General features: G+C 66.7%; 17 protein-coding genes. 6 read left to right on the top strand and 11 right to left on the bottom strand.

The window, feature by feature from the left end:
- Together ACK4SV_RS03060 and ACK4SV_RS03055 are read left to right on the top strand one after the other, a co-directional pair.
- On the top strand, positions 1 to 1,771 hold a 1,771-nt coding region (locus ACK4SV_RS03060), incomplete at its 5' end, for an aminopeptidase P family protein (RefSeq protein ID WP_409916321.1).
- Positions 1,741 to 2,331, top strand: coding sequence for a hypothetical protein (locus ACK4SV_RS03055; protein WP_409916320.1), 591 nt, complete (start codon positions 1,741 to 1,743; stop codon positions 2,329 to 2,331). The genes ACK4SV_RS03060 and ACK4SV_RS03055, both read left to right, overlap by 31 nt.
- Here ACK4SV_RS03055 and ACK4SV_RS03050 read toward each other — a convergent pair.
- Both ACK4SV_RS03050 and ACK4SV_RS03045 read right to left on the bottom strand, forming a co-directional pair.
- Positions 2,328 to 3,449 carry an alpha-L-fucosidase gene (locus ACK4SV_RS03050; RefSeq protein WP_409916319.1) on the bottom strand — a complete coding sequence of 374 codons (1,122 nt, stop codon included), beginning with the start codon at positions 3,447 to 3,449 and terminating at the stop codon, positions 2,328 to 2,330. The two genes, ACK4SV_RS03055 and ACK4SV_RS03050, sit on opposite strands and share 4 nt — an antisense overlap.
- Positions 3,427 to 4,170: a DUF2459 domain-containing protein gene (locus ACK4SV_RS03045; protein ID WP_409916318.1), complete on the bottom strand. Its 744-nt coding sequence runs from the start codon at positions 4,168 to 4,170 to the stop codon at positions 3,427 to 3,429. The genes ACK4SV_RS03050 and ACK4SV_RS03045 overlap by 23 nt, the downstream gene beginning before the upstream one ends.
- Positions 4,171 to 4,310: 140 nt before the next feature.
- Between ACK4SV_RS03045 and ACK4SV_RS03040 the strand changes: the two genes are divergently transcribed.
- Positions 4,311 to 5,987, top strand: a complete 1,677-nt coding sequence (locus ACK4SV_RS03040; protein ID WP_409916317.1) for a DNA repair protein RecN — start codon at positions 4,311 to 4,313, stop codon at positions 5,985 to 5,987.
- Positions 5,984 to 8,095, top strand: coding sequence for an NAD-dependent DNA ligase LigA (ligA, locus tag ACK4SV_RS03035; RefSeq protein ID WP_409916316.1), 2,112 nt, complete (start codon positions 5,984 to 5,986; stop codon positions 8,093 to 8,095). The genes ACK4SV_RS03040 and ligA overlap by 4 nt, the downstream gene beginning before the upstream one ends.
- Before the next feature lie 9 nt (positions 8,096 to 8,104).
- Here the strand turns inward: ligA and ACK4SV_RS03030 are convergent, their stop codons facing one another.
- Positions 8,105 to 8,938 (bottom strand): outer membrane protein assembly factor BamD, encoded by an 834-nt coding sequence (locus ACK4SV_RS03030; protein WP_409916315.1) that lies wholly within the window; start codon positions 8,936 to 8,938, stop codon positions 8,105 to 8,107.
- Positions 8,939 to 9,152: 214 nt separating this feature from the next.
- Between ACK4SV_RS03030 and ACK4SV_RS03025 the strand changes: the two genes are divergently transcribed.
- On the top strand, positions 9,153 to 9,596 hold the full coding sequence (locus ACK4SV_RS03025) for a helix-turn-helix domain-containing protein (RefSeq protein WP_409916314.1): 444 nt from the start codon (positions 9,153 to 9,155) through the stop codon (positions 9,594 to 9,596).
- A gap of 67 nt (positions 9,597 to 9,663) precedes the next feature.
- Here ACK4SV_RS03025 and lpxC read toward each other — a convergent pair whose 3' ends face one another.
- From lpxC to ACK4SV_RS02990, 7 genes are all read right to left on the bottom strand, one after another.
- Positions 9,664 to 10,569: a UDP-3-O-acyl-N-acetylglucosamine deacetylase gene (gene lpxC, locus ACK4SV_RS03020; protein ID WP_409916313.1), complete on the bottom strand. Its 906-nt coding sequence runs from the start codon at positions 10,567 to 10,569 to the stop codon at positions 9,664 to 9,666.
- Positions 10,570 to 10,806: 237 nt separating this feature from the next.
- The gene (ftsZ, locus tag ACK4SV_RS03015; RefSeq protein WP_409916312.1) at positions 10,807 to 12,255 is read right to left on the bottom strand and encodes a cell division protein FtsZ; all 1,449 of its coding nucleotides are present in this window, start codon (positions 12,253 to 12,255) and stop codon (positions 10,807 to 10,809) included.
- Positions 12,256 to 12,351: 96 nt separating this feature from the next.
- Positions 12,352 to 13,650, bottom strand: coding sequence for a cell division protein FtsA (ftsA, locus tag ACK4SV_RS03010; protein ID WP_409916311.1), 1,299 nt, complete (start codon positions 13,648 to 13,650; stop codon positions 12,352 to 12,354).
- Positions 13,650 to 14,519, bottom strand: coding sequence for a cell division protein FtsQ/DivIB (locus ACK4SV_RS03005; RefSeq protein WP_409916310.1), 870 nt, complete (start codon positions 14,517 to 14,519; stop codon positions 13,650 to 13,652). The genes ftsA and ACK4SV_RS03005 overlap by 1 nt, the downstream gene beginning before the upstream one ends.
- Positions 14,507 to 15,427, bottom strand: coding sequence for a D-alanine--D-alanine ligase (locus ACK4SV_RS03000; RefSeq protein ID WP_409916309.1), 921 nt, complete (start codon positions 15,425 to 15,427; stop codon positions 14,507 to 14,509). Before ACK4SV_RS03000 ends, ACK4SV_RS03005 begins: the two co-directional genes overlap by 13 nt.
- Before the next feature lie 167 nt (positions 15,428 to 15,594).
- Complete coding sequence (gene murB / locus ACK4SV_RS02995; RefSeq protein ID WP_409916308.1) at positions 15,595 to 16,542, bottom strand: UDP-N-acetylmuramate dehydrogenase; 948 nt, start codon at positions 16,540 to 16,542, stop codon at positions 15,595 to 15,597.
- Positions 16,543 to 16,604: 62 nt separating this feature from the next.
- Entirely contained in the window at positions 16,605 to 17,156 is a 552-nt protein-coding gene (locus tag ACK4SV_RS02990; protein WP_409916307.1) for a hypothetical protein, read from the bottom strand.
- Positions 17,157 to 17,371: 215 nt separating this feature from the next.
- Here ACK4SV_RS02990 and ACK4SV_RS02985 point away from each other — a divergent pair, with 215 nt between their 5' ends.
- Positions 17,372 to 19,816, top strand: a complete 2,445-nt coding sequence (locus tag ACK4SV_RS02985; protein ID WP_409916306.1) for a PAS-domain containing protein — start codon at positions 17,372 to 17,374, stop codon at positions 19,814 to 19,816.
- Between the two features lie 36 nt (positions 19,817 to 19,852).
- On the opposite strand, the gene ACK4SV_RS02980 is transcribed toward ACK4SV_RS02985, so the two are convergent.
- On the bottom strand, positions 19,853 to 21,166 hold the full coding sequence (locus ACK4SV_RS02980; protein ID WP_409916305.1) for a dicarboxylate/amino acid:cation symporter: 1,314 nt from the start codon (positions 21,164 to 21,166) through the stop codon (positions 19,853 to 19,855).
- Between the last annotated feature and the right edge of the window lie 79 nt (positions 21,167 to 21,245).

Raw genomic sequence — 21,245 nt, 5'->3', positions numbered from 1 at the left:
CCGGGCCCACCTGCCGCTCCTTCGCCGTGAACTCGCTGCCCAGGGCCTTGATGGCTTCTATGTGCCGCATGACGACGAGTACCAGAACGAGTACCTGCCGGACGCGAATGAGCGCCTTGCCTGGATGAGCGGGTTTACCGGCTCGTTCGGATCGGCCTTCGTGCTCGCGGACAAGGCCGTGCTGTTCGCCGACGGGCGCTACACCCTGCAGGCCGCCGACCAGACGGATCCGGCCCTGTTCGAGGTCGTCGGCATTCCCGATCCCGGCGCCTTCGGCTGGCTGGCGCAGCAGGCCCTGAAGGGAAAGCGCGTCGGCTATGATCCGCGCCTGATGAGCCCGAATGATGTCGCAGCGCTCTCGGCGGCTGCCGCAAAGTCTGGCGCGGAACTGGTCGCGGTCAGCGAGAACCCCATCGACCGCGCCTGGGCAGACCGGCCGCCGCAGCCGATGGCGAAGGTCGTGCCGCACGCCGTGAAACATGCCGGTGTTCCGCATACGGAAAAGCTCGAAAGCGTCGGTGCGCAGCTGGCGAAAGACGGCGCGGAGGCAGCGGTGCTGACCTCGCCGGCCTCGCTCGCCTGGGCGTTCAATATTCGCGGGGGCGATGTCAGCTGCACGCCGCTGCCGCTGGGCCGGGCGATCCTGTTCGCGGACGGCACGGCGGAGTTGTTCCTTGACGAGCAGAAGACGGACGCCGCGCTGCGCCGCCATCTTGGCAACAAGGTGACCCTCCGCCCCCTGAGCAAGCTGGAAGACGGGCTGAAGGGCCTCGCGGGCAAGACCGTGAGCCTTGACCCGGATGTCGCCTCGGCCTGGTTCTTTGACGAGCTGCAGGCAGCGGGCGCAAAGATCCTGCGCCAGCGCGATCCGGTGGCCATCCCGCGCGCGCGCAAGAACGCCGCAGAGATCAAGGGCACAACTGCCGCGCACCTGCGTGACGGGGTGGCGCTCACTCGTTTCCTCCACTGGCTCGACACCGAGGCGCAATCGGGCCTCGTCACCGAGATTGAAGCGGTGATGAAGCTGGAGGCTTTCCGCGAAGACCTCGGCGCGATGAATGATCTCTCCTTCCCGACGATTTCAGGGGCCGGGCCGAATGGCGCGCTGCCGCATTACCGGGTCTCGACCGCGTCAAACCGCAAGCTGGACCGGGGCAGTCTGTTCCTCGTAGATTCCGGCGGCCAGTATCTTGACGGCACGACGGATGTGACGCGCACAGTGCCGATCGGTCCGCCAACGGAGGATATGCGCCGCAATTATACCCGCGTGCTGAAGGGCCATATTGCGCTGGCAACCGTGCGCTTCCCGCCGGGCACGACGGGCACGCATCTCGATGTGCTGGCGCGCCATGCGCTCTGGCAGGCGGGGCTCGATTACCAGCATGGAACCGGCCACGGGGTCGGGGTCTATCTCGGCGTGCATGAAGGCCCGCACCGGATCGCCAAGCCGTGGAACGGCGTGCCGCTGATGCCGGGGATGATCGTGTCGAACGAGCCTGGATATTACCGCGAAGGCGCCTACGGGATCCGCATCGAGAATCTGCAATATGTGACGCCTGCGGAGGATATTCCGGGCGGCGAAATCCCGATGCTCGGCTTTGAATGCCTGACCTTTGCGCCGCTGGCGCGTGGCCTGATTGAAGTGAAGATGCTGTCGAAAGAAGAGCGCGCCTACGTCAATGAGTATCACAGGCGCGTCTGGAAACTGCTCAGCCGCAAGCTCGATGGCGAGGTGAAGACATGGCTGAAAGCGGCGACAGCGCGGGTCTGAAGCCTTCGGAGTCGGTGGCTGATGCTCTTTGGCCTGCGATTGCAAAGGCGTTCTCGAACGGCGCGTTCATGACGTTCAATCCGGGTTGGTTGGGTGTCTCCGGCGTATCCTCCCGGGCAGGGCCGGACCGGATGGCGCGCCTCACCGGCTCGAGGCCAGCCCGCAGACTCGCCGCGATAGTGTCGGATCTCAGCGGCAGGGACCTTACGCACCTGCTCGTCCGTAGCGAGATCAACCTGGAACAGGCGCTGGCCGCGCTGCGGATGACCCTGATTGCCAACATCTCGATCCCGCTCGGCCTGTTCCTGCTGGCAAACCAGCTTGCACAGGGTTCACTCGTTGCGATCATCGCCGATGCGCCGGTCCTCGCAATCCTGATCCCGTTTGCAATGGCCTTCTCGCTGCTCGGGGCGGCCATGTGGTATGCTTATGGCGGTGTGGTCGCCGCGCGGGACCTCAACCACCTGTTGCGCCTGCATCTTGCCGCCACCGCTTCCGGAGCCGTCAGTTCACTGACGGAGTGGGACGCTGAACTGATCCCGCAGTCCGACTCACCCTAGGAATCACCTCGCAACCGCGCGCCCAAGGCCCGCAACGGGCCCTGCTGGATTTCCGGAATGCTGCCATCGGCTTTCGGGCCGATATTGATGAGAAGGTTGCCGCCCTTTGCGGTGACGTCGTCATAGAACGCGGCGAGATCCTCCGCCGTCAGATAATCATCCGGCAGTTCTGCCTGGTTGTAACCAAAGCCGAGGCCGAGGCCGCGGCAGGCTTCCCATTTCATGTCCTTCGGGATGACGCCGAGGCCGAACTCCACACAGCGGAAATCAGCATAGGGCGCCGGGGTTTCCTCCTGTTCGCCGCCGGCTGAGCGGGCTTTGAGCATGGCGTTGAAGCCCGCGCGAGCTTCTGCATCGCGCAGCGAATTAAAGAAGCCCTCATTGGCGAACCACCGGTCATTGGTCACCCCGTCGGGCATGGCGGCGTAGTAATAATCGAGCAGGCGCGGCACATCCTCGCTATTCGGCCAGCAGATGTCGTTCCAGAATACGGACGGCTTGTAGCGGTCGATCAGTTCCTTCGCCTGCGCCAGGGCATACTGGCGGTAGTCCTCCTCGGTGGGCACGCAGACGAACATGTCGCCGATGTTCGCGATGGGTGTGTCGCGGAAGGTCCAGTCGAGCCCGCCGGAATAATAGAGGCCATAGCGCATGCCCCGCGCGCGGACAGCCTCGCCCAGTTCGCCCACATAATCCCGCGATGAATTCCACCCCGGCCGATGGGGATTGGCGATGCCGGTCGGCCATAGGCAATAGCCGTCATGATGCTTGGTGACGAAGACAACATAGGTCGCCCCGCACTCTGCGAAGAAGTCCGCCCAAGCGTCTGCATCGAACGCCTCTGCGGCGGCATCGAATTCGGCGCGGAAATCCGTATACGGCTTGTTTCCGTAAACCTCGGCATGGCGCAGCTGCGTCGGGCTTGCCTCCACGCGCAGGGCATTCTCATACCATTCCGAATAGGGCGTCAGCACGGCGCTGCGGTCGAAATCATCGCCCACCAGCGTGTGGATCGCGCGCCCGCGCGGCGCCCAGGCGGGGATGGTGAAGATGCCCCAGTGAATGAAGATGCCGAGCTGGGGTTTTGAAAACCAGTCAGGGCACGGGCGCTGGGGCATGGGGTGGGTCCTCCGTCAGGGTGTGGCGGCCGTTCAGGGCGGCGGCTCTGTTTAAGGGTTTGGTCACGCTGAAACTGAACGGCGCAAAGGCTGCGCGCGGCAGGCCGGCATGTCCGAGGGCAGCGGCCGTCCACTGGTTGCAGGTGTTGAACATGCTGTAACGGCCCTTGGCCTTGATGAGGATTTCGCCGGGCACGGGCGTGGGCAGGGTCTTCACCAGCCCGTCTGCATCCTCGCGGAATGTTTCGCGGATCCGCGTGATCAGCGCGGCGCGGCCCTCGCGGTCCACTTCGAGGCGGTGGCAAAGCTCCTCAACCGAGCGGCCATCGACGGGCACGATCCGCATGGCAACCGGGTTCAGCCCGGCCAGCGCGCCCAGCGCCCGGCTGGCGGTCATGTCTTCCGGGTGCAGCACGCGGGTGAAAAAGACAGAGTCCCCCCAGCCGACAAGAAGGTAGGTGTCCGCCGGCATCCAGCGCGGCAGCGCCCCGCCGAGCAGGTCGTGCCAGTCCACCAGCGGGTCATTCAGCGGCAGCGCGATGTCAGTGTGGAACGGCGCCTCGCACAGAAAGGCAGGCGGCTCGCCCTCGGCCTGCGCCTGCACCCGGCCGCCGGATGGCAACAGCGCCGAGAGCGCCGCCGCCGCGAGATACCAATAGGCGCATATCCCCAGCGCGAGGACCATGAGCCCGCCGCCTTTCAGGACTGCAAGGATATCCACACGCCGGATCTTCACCCCGCCTCCCGATAGCCACTGACAGGCCGCAGGCGCAAAGATGGGGCCAAGCCGCACAGCTTCGCAAGCAGAGACGTGCAAGTTCGCAGTTGTTCCGCTTTTGTTCTTGTGGTATCTGCCCCTTCATGCTGATGTCTCTCTCTATCCGTGATTTCGTGCTTATCTCCCGGCTCGATGTGGCGCCGGGCAGGGGCTTCACTGCGCTGACCGGTGAGACCGGGGCGGGCAAATCCATCCTTCTGGATGCCATTGCGGTGGCGCTGGGCGCGCCGGCGGACCGGTCGCTGATCCGGGCCGGGGCGGAGCAGTCCAGCGTTGCGGCGGAGTTCGAGGCCGGGCCGGACCATCCGGTCCATGCGGCGCTTGCGGCCCATGGCATTCGCGGCGGCGCGCATGAGCCGGTGACGCTGAAGCGCATCCTGCGCCTTCAGGGGCCGGCGCGCAGTTTCATCAATGACCAGCCGGTGAGCGCGGCGCTGCTGTCCGGAATCGGGGAACTGCTCGTCGAAATCCATGGGCAGCACGCAGCATCGAGCCTGATGCGGCCCTCGGCCCACCGGCAGATCCTTGACCAGTTTGCGGGCCATACGGACCTGCTGGAGGCGTGCGGCGCGGCCTGGGACACGCTTGTTGCGGCGCGGGCGGCGCGGCAGAATCTGGCAAGCGAGATCGCGGCGGCAAAGGATGTGCGCGACTGGCTGGAAGGGGCTGTCGCAGAACTCGAGCGGCTGGCGCCTGTCGCGGGCGAGACCGAGCAGCTGGGCGCCGAGCGGCTGCGCCTGATGCAGGCCGAGCGCATTCGCGAGGCGCTTGCCGAGGCGTCCGGGGCAACTGGCGGCGGCAGCGCGGAAGCCGCGATCGTCAAGGCGGCGCGGGCGACCGGCCGTATCAGCCGCCTGCCGGGTTTCGAGACCGGGGAAGGGCCTCTGGCGGAGGCCGCCAGGGCAGCGGCGGAGGCCTTTGAACGCACGCTGATCGAGCTGCACGAGGCGGAGCTCGCCATCCACCGGCTTGCGGCGCTGCAGGATGCGGCGGGCGATCTCGACCGGGTGGAGGCCCGCCTTCATGCGCTGCGGATGGCCGCGCGGAAATATGGCGGCGATCCGGCCGCCCTGCCGGATCAGCTGGCGCAGCTGCAGGCCCGGCTGGCGTCCGTGACGGCGGGGGATGCAGGCCTTGCGCAGGCAGAGGCGGCTGAGGCTGAGGCATTGAACGCCTGGCAGGCGGCGGCGGAGCGGCTGTCGGCCTCAAGGAGGGCCGCCGCTGTCCGGCTCGAGGCGGCCATTGCGGCAGAGTTCGTGCCGCTGAGGCTCGGGCAGGCGACGGTCCGGATTGCATTTTCGCCGCTGGGGGAGGGCGATTCCGGGGCCGCAGGGGCAGAGCTGGTGGAGTTCGAGGTCGAGACCAATCCCGGCGCAGGCTTCGGGCCGCTGCGGCGGATTGCATCCGGCGGCGAACTCGCGCGGGTGTCGCTGGCGCTGAAATGCGCCCTTGCGGAAGCCGGCAGTGCCGGGACGCTGATCTTTGACGAGGCCGATCAGGGTGTCGGCGGCGCGGTGGCGGCGGCCATCGGGGAGCGGTTCGAACATCTCGCCCGCACCCGGCAGGTGCTGGCGATCACGCACAGCCCGCAGGTCGCTGCTGCGGCGGCAAACCACTGGCTTGTCGAGAAGTCTGGTGAGACCCGGCTCACCTTGCTAGATGCATCCTCCCGGCGGGAGGAGATCGCCCGCATGCTGTCCGGCGCCGAGATTACAGACGAGGCCCGCGCAGCCGCAGGGAGGTTGATGGAGGATGCATGAGCGGCGTGAAACCTGTCGAGGCGCTGAGCGAGGCGGAAGCGGCGGCAGAGCTCGCCCGGCTGGCTGAGGCCATCGCAGAGGCGGACGCCGCCTATTACCAGAACGACGCGCCGGAGATCACCGACGCGGAATATGACGCCCTGCGCCAGCGCAATGCCGCCATCGAGGCGCGCTTTCCCGGGCTGCAGCGGGCCGATTCGCCCGCTGACAGGGTCGGGGCCGAGGCGGCGAGCGGCTTTGCCAAGGCCGTCCATGGCGCGCCGATGCTGTCGCTCGATAATGCGTTCACGGATGAAGATGTGTCCGATTTCGCCCAGCGCATCCGGCGCTTCCTGGCCCTGCCGCCGGAGGAGACGCTGGCCATCACAGCCGAGCCGAAGATCGACGGCCTCTCCCTCAGCCTCACCTATGAGGCAGGGCGGCTCACGCGCGCGGCCACACGGGGCGACGGGCAGACCGGCGAAGACGTGACAGTCAATGCCCGCACGCTGGGCGATGTTCCTGCGAAGCTGAAAGGCAAGGACTGGCCCGCGCGCATCGAGATCCGCGGCGAAGTCTACATGACCAAGGCCGATTTCGCCGCGCTGAATGCCCGGGAAGGCGAGGCGGGGCGCAAGACCTTCGCCAATCCGCGCAATGCGGCCGCCGGAAGCCTCCGCCAGCTTGATGTCGAGGTGACGAAATCCCGTCCGCTGCGCTTCTTCGCCTATGCCTGGGCGGCTGCCAGCGAGCCCTTCGCCGCGACCCAGTTCGAAGCCGTCGAGGCGCTGGACGCCTGGGGGTTCGAGACCAATCCCAGGATGATCCGTGCAGAAACGGTCGAAGCGCTTCTCGACTATTACCGGAAAATCGAAGCGGAGCGCGCCAGCCTCGATTATGATATCGACGGCGTCGTCTACAAGGTCGACCGGCTCGACTGGCAGCAGCGCCTCGGCTTTGTCAGCCGCGCCCCGCGCTGGGCGATTGCGCACAAATTCCCGGCCGAACGTGCAATCACGACGCTGACGCATATCGACATCCAGGTTGGGCGCACAGGCTCGCTGACGCCGGTGGCGCGGCTGGAGCCGGTGAATGTCGGCGGGGTGATGGTGTCCAACGCGACGCTTCACAATGAAGACGAGATCGCGCGCCTCGGCGTGAAGCCGGGCGACAAGGTGGAAATCCAGCGCGCGGGTGATGTGATCCCGCAGATCCTGCGCGTCGTGGAGGCGGGGCAAGGGCCCGCCTGGGCGATGCCGGAGGCGTGCCCCGTCTGCGGCTCGGCGGCGGTGCGCGAAGTCGATGAGGCAGGCCGCGAGGATGTCCGCCGGCGCTGCACCGGCGGCCTGATCTGCCCGGCGCAGGCGGTCGAGCGGCTGAAACATTTCGTCTCGCGCCGCGCACTCGATATTGACGGGCTGGGCGAGAAACAGGTGCAGCTGTTTTTCGACAAGGGCGTCGTGAAGGCGCCGCAGGATATCTTCCGCCTGCAGAAGAATATCGCCGCCGCCGGCCTGCCGCCGCTGGAGGAATGGGACGGGTTCGGCGCGCAGTCCGCCGCCAAGCTGCTCGCCGCCATCGAGGCGCGCCGCACCGTGCCGTTTGCGCGCTTCCTGTTCGGGCTCGGCATCCGCCATGTCGGCCAGACGACCTCGCGCCAGTTCGCGCAAGGCTTCCTCAGCTGGCGGAGTTTCCATGACACGGTCCGCGCCGCCGCCGAAGGCGGTCCGGACTCAGAAGCCTATGGTGAGCTGACCGGCATCGACGGCATCGGCCAGGCGGCCGCGCGCGCGCTGATGGCCTTCGAGGCCGAGCCGCATAACCGCGACATGCTGGAAGCCCTGCTCTCGGAGGTCACGGTGGAGGATGAGCGCCCCGCCGCGACCGAAAGCCCGGTCACAGGCAAGACGGTGGTTTTCACCGGCACGCTCGAGCGGATGACGCGGGATGAGGCCAAGGCGCAGGCCGGCGCGCTCGGCGCAAAGGTCGCGGGCTCGGTCTCCGCCAAGACCGATATCCTCGTGGCCGGCCCGGGCGCGGGGTCAAAGCTCGCCAAGGCCGAAGACCTCGGCGTCCGCGTCATGACGGAGGCAGAATGGCTGGAGCTGATCAGCGCAGCGGCGCGTTGAGCCCGGGGCTCAGTTGCCGCCCGGCAGGATCCGCTGCAGGAAGGAGCGGCGCGCCGGCTCGCCCACCAGGTCAGGGTCGAGCCCCTGATTGGTGAGCAGCTGATAGCTCATCCGGTACCAGTCGCTGTCGGGATAATTGTGGCCAAGCGTTGCGCCCGCCACCAGCGCCTGTTCGCGCATCCCGATCGTCAGATAGGCCTCGACCAGCCGGTGGAGCGCTTCCGGCGTATGCGACGTGGTCTGGTAATGGACCAGCACATTGCGGAAGCGGTTGACGGCGGCGAGCGTCTGGTTCGAGCGCAGGTACCAGCGCCCGACGGTCATTTCCTTGCCGGCCAGCTGGTCGTTGACCATGTCGAGCTTGACCCGCGCGTCGCGCGCATACTCGCTTGAGGGAAAGCGGCGGGTCACGTCCAGCAGGGCGTCGCGGGCGCGCTCGGTCGTTGCCTGGTCGCGGCCCACATCAATGATCTGGTCGAAATAGTTCAGCGCGATCAGGTAATAGGCATATTCGGCTTCAGAGCCGCCCGGATGCAGGGCGAGGTAGCGCTCTGCGCCGGAAACGGAGGTGGTGAAGTCGCCGGAGCGATAGGAGGCATAGGCCGACATGATCATCGCCCGGCGGGCCCATTCGGAATAGGGGTGCTGGCGCTCGACTTCTTCGAACAGCTGGATCGCCCGGCGATAGTCGCGGCGGTCGAGCCGCTCGCTGGCGAGGTTGTAGAGCTGTTCGACCGGGCGTTCGACATAGGCGAGCTCCGGGTTGCGGCGGTTGGAGGCGCAGGATGTCGCCATCAGCGCGCAGGCCAGAACCGCAACAGAAAGGGAGAGAATCTTGGTCATGGGCAGGCCTCGGGCGGAACTCACAGGGTGTGAACCTGATTAGCGCGTATCTGCAGGGCTTTCCAAGGCTTGATTGTCAGACGAGGGCATTTGGGACCCGCCAGCCTTGCCCCCCTCCGCGACTGGCCTATGTTCATATTTTGCAGGGATTTATTCCCCCTTCCGGCACGGCCGGTATAGCCCGGCCTTCGGATTACAATACGGATAACTTATCATGACCCAGGCAAGACAGACGGATGCCAGCATGATTGATCGCCAGGTCGGAGAGCGCGTGCGCCGCCGGCGGATCCTGCTCGGCCTGACCCAGGACCAGCTGGCGGAAGTTCTCGGGATTTCCTACCAGCAGATCCAGAAATACGAGACCGGCGCCAACCGGATCAGCGCGGGCCGGCTTGCCCAGATAGCAGAAGCGCTGGAAGTGCAGCCCGGCTGGTTCTTCGGCAGTGTGGAACGCACCGACTCCGCCGGCAGCTCCTCGCGCGCGGTGATCGAGCTTGTCCGCAACTTCTCCCGGATCGAGGATGAGCGCGTGCGCACCCATCTTATGGCGCTTGTGCGGGCGCTGGCCGGATCTGTCGAGGAGACGGAGGAGGTGGCAGAATCGGGCGTTGTCGAGGCGGAGGGCGTGGCCCGGCCTCAGCCGGATACCCGGTTCTGAAGGCCAATCCGCAAGAGCCCAAGCCCGCTGATGCGGTCTGGCGGCCGCTCTCACGCAATAGCGGGGATCAGACCGCTGCCTTGACCTGAACAGCTTCAGACAGGGTGGGCGCAGCTGATTCCCAGCACCAGGCGCTCGGCGTGTCGAGCAGGGTCCGCACCAGCTGGTTGTTGATGCTGTGGCCCGGCTGCACGGCCTCATAGGCTCCGGCAATCGGCGCGCCGGCGAGCGCCAGGTCGCCGACCGCGTCCAGCAGCTTGTGGCGGATGAACTCATCCTCGACCCGCAGGCCGCCGGGATTCATGATGCCCGCATCGTCAATCACGATCGCATTGTCGAGCGAGCCGCCGCGCGCGAGGCCCATGCTGCGCAGCATGTCGACATCGCGGGCAAAGCCGAAGGTGCGGGCGAAGGCCAGGTCGCGCGCGAACTGGCCTGGCACGAGGCGCAGCGCCATCTGCTGCACGCCGATGGTCTGGTCGGTGTATTCGATCCGGGCGCGGAGGGTCAGGCTGTCATCATCGGACGGGAGCAGCGCGGCGCGCTTGCTGCCATCGGACACTTCCACGGCTTCCAGCACGCGGATGCGCCGGCCCGGGGCGCCCTGGGTCTTCAGGCCCGCGCGCATCATCATGTCGTAGAAGACCGCCGAAGAGCCATCCATGATCGGCACTTCCGGCCCGTCGATGCCGACCAGCAGGTTATCAATGCCGAGACCCGCAATGGCAGCGAGCAGGTGCTCGACCACAGCGACGGACACCCCATGGTCGTTCGTCAGCGTGGTGCCGAGGCGGGTGTCGCTGACGCAGGCGGCATGGGCGCGGATACGGCCTGTCCCGGGGGCTACATCCGTGCGCTGGAAAACAATACCGCTGTCCACGGGTGCGGCCTGCAGGTGGAGCCTTGCCCTGACGCCGCTGTGCACGCCGACACCGGCGCAGCTGACAGGGCGGGCAAGGGTTTGCTGCATCATGGACATGTCGGGCCGCTACTCTCTGCACTGGCCCGTAAACCACACCCGGGCGCAGGCTCAACTTGGCAACCCTGCTGTCCCAACTCAAAACACGCGATATTGCGCGATGTTACAGAAGCGCGCCCGAAACACCATAAGCGTCTGTATTTTAAGGAAAAATCCTGAAACAATGCCTGTCGCAATTCCGCAACACCGGGCATGAAAGTGCAACCGTGCGGCAGCGTCCGGCCTGCCGGCTCAGTTATTGGCGGACCGGCGCAGGAATGCCGGGATTTCGAGCTCCGCATCATCGAATGGCGAGGCATCCGGATGATCGTCCGGCGAGGTGACGATGGGCTCGGGCAGGGACGGCACCGGCCGGTTCGGGGTGGCTTCCGGCGGCGGGCCGCTGCGGCGCCAGCCGAAGAGTTTGGGAAAACCGGCATGTGGCGCGTCCCGCACCGGGCGGTCCTCGTCCGGGGGAACCGTCAGCCCGGTGAACACGCTGTCTTCCTCGTCGGCGTCATCGGCGACCGGCGGGGGCGCTGACGGGACAGGCCGGGTAATCACAACCGGGCGCTCCTCATCACTGAAATGCGGGGTCTGGGCAGGTTGTGCCGGCTCGTCCAGCAGGAGGACCGAGGGCTCATCGATCTCATGCGCCCTGGGCGGGGCAGGGGGCGTCTCCTCCGCCTCTGCGACTGGCGCCGCAACCGGCTGGCGCACGCTCACAGGCACAGGCTTGGCTGCCGGCAGCCGCTTGTCCGCCTCATCCAGGCCCGCCGCGACGACCGATACACGGATGCGGCCTTCCAGCGTCGTGTCAAAGGCAGAGCCGATGATGATGTTCGCATCCGGGGAGGCCTCGCGCCGGATTTCGTTGGCGGCCTCGTCCAGCTCGAACAGGGTCATGTCATAGCCGCCGGTCACATTGATCAGCACGCCGCGCGCGCCGCGGATCGTGACATCGTCCAGCAGCGGATTGTCGATGGCCGTGCGGGCGGCTTCCAGCGCGCGCCCCTCGCCGGTGGCTTCGCCCATGCCCATCAGCGCCGTGCCCATGCCGCGCATGATGGCGCTGACATCGGCGAAATCCAGATTGATCAAGCCCGGCATCACGATCAGGTCGGTAATGCCGCGCACGCCGGAATAGAGCACATCATCGGCCAGGCGAAAGGCGTCGGCAAAGGTCGTGCGGTCATTGGCGATGCGGAACAGGTTCTGGTTGGGCACCACGATCATCGTATCGACATGTGCGCGGATGCGGGCGAGCCCCTCCTCGGCCAGCTGCATCCGGCGGGCGCCTTCAAAGCCGAAAGGCTTGGTGACCACCGCGATCGTCAGGATGCCCATTTCCTGGGCAACTCGCGCGATCACGGGCGCCGCGCCGGTTCCGGTGCCGCCGCCCATGCCGGCGGCAATGAAGATCATGTGGCTGCCTTCGAGAAGGCTGCGAATGTCCTCGATGGATTCCTCGGCGGCCCGCGCGCCAATCTCGGGGCGGGCGCCTGCGCCAAGGCCGCCGGTCGTCTGCAGCCCGAGCTGCAGCCTGGTGGCCGATTTGGACCGGGTGAGGGCCTGCGCATCGGTATTCGCGACCACAAAGGAGACGCCCTGCAGTTCGGCCTCGATCATGTTGTTGACCGCATTGCCGCCGGCGCCGCCGACGCCGAAAACGATGATCTTGGGGCTAAGTTCCTGAGTCATCACGCGTCTTTATTCCCGGATTGCCGTCTGACGGGCCGTTGAGACGGCAGAATGGGCGTCTGCCGCTAAAAAACGCTTAAGTAGGCGTCACTTCCGTCAGAAATTCTCTTTCAGCCAGCGAAAGGCTTCGTTCATCCAGCCAGAACCGGGTGCGCCGGACTCCTCAGGACCGCCGCTGCCTGCTGTGGCTGCATCAGAAAAGCCAAGCTCGGAATAGATTAACAGCCCTGACGGCGTGGAGAAAGCCGGGGTGGCGAGGGTTTCTCCTAAAAATTCAGCCATGACCGGGCGTCCCATGCGCACCGGGGCTCGCAGATGGCGTCCGGCAATCTCGCGCACGCCCGGCAGCTGGCTGGCGCCGCCGGTCAGGACAACCCGGTGCGGCAGCACCTTGCGTACATCGCTCTTGTCCAGCAGCCGCCGGACCAGCTCGAAGGTTTCCTCGATCCGCGGCGCGATGATGCGGGCGAGTTCCCGCCGCTCAATCCGCGAGGCGTGCAGGCGCCCGTCATCGCCAAGCCGCGCCGCCTCGATGCGCTCGGACAGGCCTGTGCCTTCCAGATCGGCGGTGCCATAAAGGCCTTTCAGGCGTTCGGCGGCCGCGAAGGTCGTGCCGAGGCCCTGCGCCAGGTCCGCCGTCACATGCGCGCCGCCGGCCGGCACGAGCCCCAGCCAGGCGGGCGCCCCGTTCAGGAAGACCGAGACGGCCGTGACGCCTGCGCCCATGTCGATGCAGATCGTTCCGTTCTCGATCTCGTCATCGATCAGCGTGCCGGCGCCTGCTGCGATGGCCGACGGGACCAGCTGGCGCACGCCCAGATGCGCCCGCCCCACACATTCGACGAGATTGCGCACCACTGCGCGCGGCGCCGTGACCGCCGCCATGCGCACATGCAGCCCGCTGGCAATCATCCCGACCGGGCGGCGCACGCGGCCCGCCGCCTTGTCGATCGTGTAGACCACCGGCCAGGCGGCCAGGAGGTCTGCAGTCTTGTTCGGGACCTTCGACACGGCCAGGGCGTGCAGCCGTTTCAGGTCCCGCTGCGAGATCGCGCGCCCGCCGGGCTCGATGGCGGCTTCGGTCAGATGGGCGGCGACATGCGGGCCGCTGATGCCCAGGATCACCTCGCTGATCGGCTCGCCGGCTTCGCGCTCGGCGTCCTCGACGGCCAGCCGGATGGTCCGCTCCAGCCCTTCCATGTCGGTGATGGTGCCGCCGGTGAAGCCGCGCGTCTGCTGGCGGCCGGAGCCAAGAACATGCATCCGCCGGGGCGAGGCGATGTCCGGCCGGGCAATCAGGCAGGTCGTCTTCGAGCAGCCGATATCGAGCGAGGCGACAATGCCTGCGCGCTGGTTCTGGAGCCGGGCAATCCGCTTGGCGCCAAGATTCGCCATCAGGTCTTCTCGCTGGCGCGGATGGGTCCGCGCGACAGGGCCGCCTCTTCGGAGGGCTTGAGGTAAATCCGGCCGGCGCTGCGCAGGTCGATCATCTCGACCGGGCGCTGGGTCAGCGCGGTGCGCACCTGCAGGCGGGCGAGGCGTTGCAGCGCCTGCGGCATGTCCGCATCCTCGGGAAGGCGCACGGTCACCCCGTTGACGAACCGCAGGTCCCAGCGGCGCTCGCCTACCCGCGTTGCAACCGCCACACGCGATTCCAGGTCAGGCGTATTGGCCAGCGCCTCGACGAGGGCAGGGGCGGCAATCGCCGCGTCGCGGCCCGCAAGGCGCAGGAGCCCGCCATGATCTTCGGCCGCCACATCCGGCAGCAGACGGCCAAGCCCGTCCACGACTTTCCAGTCCCGCCCGTCATGCCACAGCGCAACCGGCTGCGACGGCTCGGCAAGGATCAGCACCTGGCCGGGCCACAGCCGGTGCACGCGCACGTTCAGCACCTTCTGCGTCGCCTCGACCCGGTGGCGGATGATGTAGGGGTCGGCGCGGAACATGTTCTCGCCGGGCTCGATCATCGCGGCGGCGCGCACTTCCTCCGACAGCGCCGGATAGGCTTCGAGGCCCGGCGTGCGGATGTCGCGCACATGCAGTCCGGCCATGCGGGCGGTGTCGTCGATGAAGCCGCCAAACCGGGTGCCGATCTGGGAGAGAGAACCGCCCATCCAGGCTGCCGTTGCCACGAGAATCGCGATCAGCATGGCAACGCCGAAAAAGATGGACGAGACGCGCACTTCCTCGCCAGTGGCCTCATCCACGATGGTGGCGGGCACGCGCCGGGCCGGAACGGTCTCGTTTCGCTCTATCTTTGGCATGAAGCGTCCTCGATCATCCAGGCCACAAGCTCCTCGAACGCCATACCCACAAAGGCCGCCTGCTCGGGGACGAGCGAGGTCGGCGTCATGCCGGGCTGGGTATTGGTCTCGAGGATCACGAGCCGGTCTTTCCTGTCATCGTAGCGGAAGTCCGAGCGCGTGGCGCCCCGGCAGCCGAGCGCCCGGTGCGCGGTGAGGGCAGCGTCCATCGCCGCTTTCGTCACATGCGCGGGCAGGTTTGCCGGGATCACATGCTGCGATCCTCCATCCGCATATTTTGCATCGAAATCGTAATAGTCCCTTAAGGTCGTGATCTCTGTCACCGCCAGCGCCCGGTCGCCCAGCACGGCCACGGTCAGCTCGCGGCCGGGGATGAATTCCTCGGCCATCAGATAATCGCCATAGCGCCAGTCCGGCCCGGTCAGCTGCTGGGGCGGGCCATTGGTGCCCTCGCGCACGATCAGCACGCCGAAGGACGAGCCTTCATTCACCGGCTTGATCACATAGGGCGGCGTCAGCGCATGGGCGGCGGCGGCCTCGGCGCGGGTCACCTGCCTGTCCTCGGCCACGTCGAGCCCGGCCTGGCGGTAGACGGCCTTTGATTTGAGCTTGTCCATGGCCAGCGCCGAGGCGAGCACGCCGGAATGGGAATAGGGAAGCCCCATCACCTCCAGCAGGCCCTGCACACAGCCATCCTCGCCCCAGGGCCCGTGCAGGCCGTTCAGCACGGCGTCCGGCCTTGCCTCTGCCAGCTGGGTGGCGAGGTCCCGCGTCGCATCAATCTCGACAACGTCATAGCCGGCCTTGCGGGCGGCTGCCGCCATCTGCCGCCCGGACGACAGCGACACCGGCCGCTCCGATGACCAGCCGCCATAAATCACTGCCACCCGTTTCATGGACGGTTTCATGCGACATCTCCTGTCTGCGCTGCGAGCTTCTGCTGCTGCCTTCCGAGAGATCAGCCGAAGCGGTGAACACCTTCTTAAGACACCCCCTCGGGCGCCAGTCAGCCGGGCATGGGGCGGTTTTGGGGCGGATCCGGGTCATATGACCAAGACTTAATGCGCCCCGGCGACTAACCCGCCTTCAGCCGCCCGATCCTGCGCACTTCCCAGCGCAGCTCCACGCCGGAGGTGTCCAGCACCCTTGCGCGAACCAGTTCGCCGAGGGCTTCGAGGTCGGCGGCGGTGGCGTCGCCGGTATTGATCAGGAAATTGCAGTGGAGCGGAGAGACCTGCGCGCCGCCCACCCTCAATCCCCGGCAGCCGGCGGTGTCGATCAGCTTCCAGGCGGAGCGCTGGTCCGGCGTGCCGGGCGGGTCGGGGTTGGCGAAGGTCGAGCCGGAGGTTTTCTCGCGGATCGGCTGGGTCTCGGCGCGCCGCGCCTGCAGGGCGGCCATGCCGGCGGCGATCGTCTCCGGATCGTCCGTGCCGGTGCCTTCGAGCACCAGCCGCGTGACGATCAGGTCGTCCGGCAGGTCCGTGTGGCGATAGGAAAAATGCGCCTCGGGCAGGGCGCCCGGCCGGCCCGGGCCGCGATAGGAGACCGCCGTGCCATCGCGCCGGAAACCGTGCAGGGCCACCAGCCGGTCGCGCAGCTCGCTGCCATAGCAGCCGGCATTGGTGCGCGTCGCCCCGCCGAGCGAGCCCGGAATGCCCGACAGGAATTCGAGGCCCCGTATGCCATTCTCCGCCGCCGCCTTTGCAACCGCGATGTCCAGCGCCCCGGCCCGGGCCGACAGGGTAATGCCGTCCAGCGCTTCTATCTCGCCCCAATACTTGCCCATCAGGCGGATGACGACGCCCTCAATGCCGCCATCGCGCACAATGAGGTTCGAGCCGACGCCCAGCACCGTCACCGGCACAGCCGGGTCCAGCGCCTTCAGGAAGGCCGCAAGGTCTTCCTCATCGGCGGGCAGGAACAGGGCATCGGCCGGCCCGCCGACACGAAACCAGGTGTAGGGCGCAAGGCTCGCATTCGCGATCAGCTTGCCGCGAGGCTGGGGCAGGGGGGGAAGGCTCATGGCAGAGGGGTTTGTCCCGCCCGGCGCATCTGTCAAGCGGGGCGGGGTCTTAAGGGGCGGGGCTAGCGCTGCCCGCCATAGCCGCTGCGCGGTCCGGGCGGGCCATTGCGGCGCTCTTCCCGCTCGGGCACCAGCAGGTTGCGAATGTCGATCACGCCCGCCTCGTCCTGATAGCTCCGGGCGATCTGCAGGAGGACGCTTTCGAATTCCTCAAAGGTGATGATCCGGTCAAGGTTCGGGTCAAACCGGACCGGATTGGCCAGGGTATCATCGCGCACGGGCAGGCCCGCTGCCCAGGCCTGCTGTTCCAGCGCCGTCAGCGTGCCATCCTCATTGGTGTCGGCCTCGGCGAAGGCGGCGCGAATGCCGGTGGCCAGTTCCTCGCGCGTGACGAACCCATCGGCGTCGGCATCAAAGCTGGCAAACAGCCCGCCGGCCGGCACAAAGCGCATGCCCTTGGGCTGGGCCGAGGCCCGCTCCGGCCGGGGGCCGCCTTCTCCGGGCAGGCGCACGATGTCGTCGCCGCCCCCGACCTCGGCTGCGGGGGATTCCGCCGCCAGCGCAACTCCGGCAAGGGCGGCTGCGGCAGCAAGACAGGCGAGATATCGGCGCATTCGGAAGCATCCCTTTGGACGGCTGGAGAATGGTATCAGTGTTGCGCGATTGCAACACCCTGATACACAGGCTTTCCGCCTGCCTGTTCACCCTGCTCGCCTGCAAATTAACCCTGCCTTAACGGTCTGCGCACACATCATTAACCAGTGTGAGCGCCGCCGAGTCGCGGTATGATGGCCTGCGCCGTCCATTGCGAAAGAGGTTCCGGAGCGGAATGACAGCCGATCAAGTGCCTATCCTGGTTGCCCTCGGCACAGCGCTGCTCGCCCTCGGCGCCCTGCTGTGGGCACTGCGCGTTTCGGATGGCGCGCGCGGCACGGCCCGGCGCTACCGGGAGGTTGCCGGCGACCGGGAGACGGAAAATGCCGGGCTGAAATCGGTGCTCGGCGCACATCCCGGCGTGATCCTCGTCTGGCAGGGCGAGCCGATGGAGGCCGAAGGCGACGACATCACCCCGCCGGAACTTTATGGCTCGCCGGTGGCGCTGGCCGGTCTGCTCTCATTTACCGATGATGCGATTTCGCCTGACCCGGCGGTCCGGATCGTGGAGGGCCTCGCCGATCTTGAAGCCCGCGACAGCGCCGGACAGGACACGACCCTGCGGATCCGCCTGCGCGAGCTGCGCGAACTTGGCCAGCCTTTCTCGCTGACGATCATTGGCCCGTCCGGGCGCTTCCTTGAGGCGGATGGGCGCACCGCCGGCGTGCGCGCCGTGGTCTGGATCACCGACACGACCATCAAGGGGCTCGAGGAAAGCTCGGCCCGCGGCAAGCTGGAGGAGGCGCGTCAGGTTATCGCGCGGGACCCGACGGCCTTCCTCGACATGCTCGGCAAGGCGCCGTTCCCGGCCTGGCGCGTCTCCGGCATGGGCCGGTTGCAATGGGCGAACCCGGCCTATATCGCCGCCGTCGATGGCGGCAATCTCGACCGGGTGCTGGAACGCCAGATCGCGCTCGACCAGGCCGCCGCCGAACAGGCGCGCAAGACGATCACCAGCGGCGCCGAGCATGATGAGGTGCGCCATATCTTCGTCAGCAATGAACGCCGGGCCTTCCGGGTGCTGACTTTCCCGCTCTCGGGCGGGGCCGGCTGCATGGCGTTCGATGTGACGGAGCAGGAAAACTCCCGCGAAGAGCTCAACCGCCATGTCCGCGCGCATGACGAAACGCTGAACCATGTGGCCGATGCCGTTGCCATTTTCAGCTCCGAGCGCAAGCTGAGCTTCTACAACAAGGCCTTCCGCGACATGTGGGACCTTGATGAGGGCTTCCTGCTCGACCGGCCGAACCATGGCCAGCTGCTGGACCGCCTGCGCGAGCAGAAAAAGCTTCCGGCGCGGCCGAACTATCCCCAATGGCGGGCGGACGAGATTTCCTATTACCTCGACATTGACGGGGTGAAGGAAGACAAATGGTCCCTGCCGGACGGGCGCACCCTGTCGGTGACCCGCCAGCGCCATCCGATGGGCGGGCTCCTTGTGCTGTTCAAGGACATCACCGACCATCTTGCGCTGCAGACCCGGTTCAATGCGCTGATCAAGACCCAGTCGGCAACGCTGGACAATCTGCACGAAGCGGTCGTCGTGTTCGGCTCCGATGGCCGGCTGAAACTGCACAACCGCGCGTTTGAGCGCGTCTGGGACATTTCGGCGGAGCGGCTGAAGGAAAAGCCCGATTATGATGATGTCGTCAGCGCCTGCCTGCGGCATTTCCATGAGGCGGACATCTGGGACGCGATCAAGCTGCACATCACCGACACCTCGGCCCGCCAGTCCACCACCGGCGAAATGCGCCGGCAGGATGGCTCGCTGCTGACCTACCTGACCCAGCCCCTGCCGGACGGGAACACGCTGATCGCCTTTGCCGATGTGACGGCAACGCGGCGCGTTGAGTCCGCCCTGCGCGAGCGCGCCGAGGCGTTTGAGGCCGCAGACCGGCTGAAGACCGAATTCGTGCGCAATGTCAGCTATCAGCTGCGCTCGCCGCTGACGACGATCTTCGGCTATGCCGAACTCCTTGAAACCCAGCGCAACGGGGCGCTCACCGAGCGCCAGACAGACCATGTCCGCGCAATCCTTTCGGCCTCCGACCATCTCGGCAAGCTGATCGAGAACATCCTCGACCTTGCGCTGATCGAAGCGGGCCGGATGGACCTCGAACTGGGCGAACTCAGCCTCGAAGACCTGATCCATGAAGGTATCGAGATGGTCGTCTCGAAGGCCGAGGACACCGAAGTCCATGTCCGGTCGGACATTTCAGGCTCGCTCGGCCTGATCCGCGCGGATGAGCGGCGCCTGAAACAGGTGCTGTTCAACCTGATTTCAAATTCCCTGCGGTTCACCCAGCCGGGCGGCGAGATCGTCGTCTCCGCCCGCCGGCTCGGCGATATGGTGACCCTCAGTGTACGGGATAACGGCACGGGCCTCGACACCGAGAAGCGCGCCACCAGCTTTGACAGCTTCGTCTCCGGCGACCAGCGCGGCGCAGGCCTTGGCCTCGCCCTCGTCAATCACTTCATCCACCTGCATGGCGGCAATGTCGGCATGAAATCCGTCGATGGCGGCGGGCTTGAAGTGACCTGCTGGCTGCCCGCGCAGGCGCCCGTGATGCCCAGCCTCCAGCCGCCGCCGGCCCATAGCGAGCAGCCCACCGCGCACTGATCCGGGTATTTACCGCTGAAGAGACGGCGCCTCGCCCTAAACCTTGTGGGGCGCCCGGAAGACATCCTCGTCCAGCTCGCCTTCCCATTTCGCGACCGCTGTGGCGACGGCCATGTCGCCCGTGACATTGGTCACGGTCCGCATCATGTCGAGGATCCGGTCGAACGGGAACAGCACCGCGATGATCACGACGATATTCTCCGGGCTGACGCCGACCACGCTCAGCGTCGTGGCCGCCAGGAACAGGCTCACCGACGGGATGCCCGCCGTGCCGATGGAGACGAGCGAGGCCATCAGGATGATCGTGATATACATGTCCAGCGTCATCTGGATGCCCAGCGCCTGCGCCGCGAACAGCGCGATCAGGCCCTGATAGAGCGCCGTGCCGTCCATATTGATCGTCGCGCCGAGCGGCAGGACGGAAGAGGCGACCGGCTTGCGGATGCCGAGATTCTTCGTTGCCGCACTGATCGTCACCGGCAGCGTCGCATTCGATGAGGAGGTGGAGAAGGCAACCGCCTGTGGATCGGCAACACCCCGGATAAAGGGGATCAGTGGCAGGCGCAGGATGCCCTTCACGATGAAGCCATAGGTGATCAGCATGTGCAGCGTGCAGGCGGCATAATGCGCCAGCGTCATCTTCCCGAGCACTTCCAGGATCACGAGCCCGCGCGTGCCCAGCACCCAGGCCATCAGCGCCAGCACGCCGAAGGGCGCCACTTCCATGATGATCACGGTCAGGCGCATCATCACGTCTGCCGCGCTGTTCATCACCCGGGCGACCGGCTCGCCGGCTTCCTTGGCAACGAGGATCGCCACGCCGATCATGATCGCGAAGAAGATCACCGCCAGCACATCGCCGCGCGCCATCGCCTCGATCGGGTTCACAGGGATGATGGAGAGCAGGGTGCGCACGATCTGCTCGCCCACGCTGCCCGGCGCCGGATTGGCCGCCAGCCGGTCCCGCGCTTCGGCAAGGTCGCTCTCGGCCACGATGGCGAGGTCAAAGCCTGCGCCCGGCTGGACAATCGTGCCCATAAGCAGGCCGAAGCAGATCGCGACGACTGTTGTGCACATGTAGAGCAGCAGCGCCCGGCCGCCGAGGCTGCCAAGGCGTTTCGGGTCGCCCATCGCAAGCACGCCGGATACAAGCGTGGTAAAGATCAGCGGCACGACCAGCATCCGGATCAGGTTGATGAAGGCATCGCCAAACGGTTTGAACCAGGCGGTCGCGATCTCGCCGCCGCGTTCCGGTCCGAAACCGTAGCGCAGGCCCAGCCCGATCAGCCCGCCAATGACGAGGCCCAGCAGCACCCGCTTCCACAGATCGATCGCGAACCAGGCTTTCATCCGATGCTCCCCGCAGCCATTCCAGCCCGGAACCGTAGGGGCGGGCGCCCGCCAAGGCAACCTTGCCGCCGCACCGGCT

The sequence above is a fragment of the Hyphomonas sp. genome, from assembly GCF_046313735.1.
Classification (GTDB): domain Bacteria; phylum Pseudomonadota; class Alphaproteobacteria; order Caulobacterales; family Hyphomonadaceae; genus Hyphomonas.
Note: the sequence above shows the minus strand (reverse complement) of the source record. Positions and strands in the feature narration are given on the sequence as shown.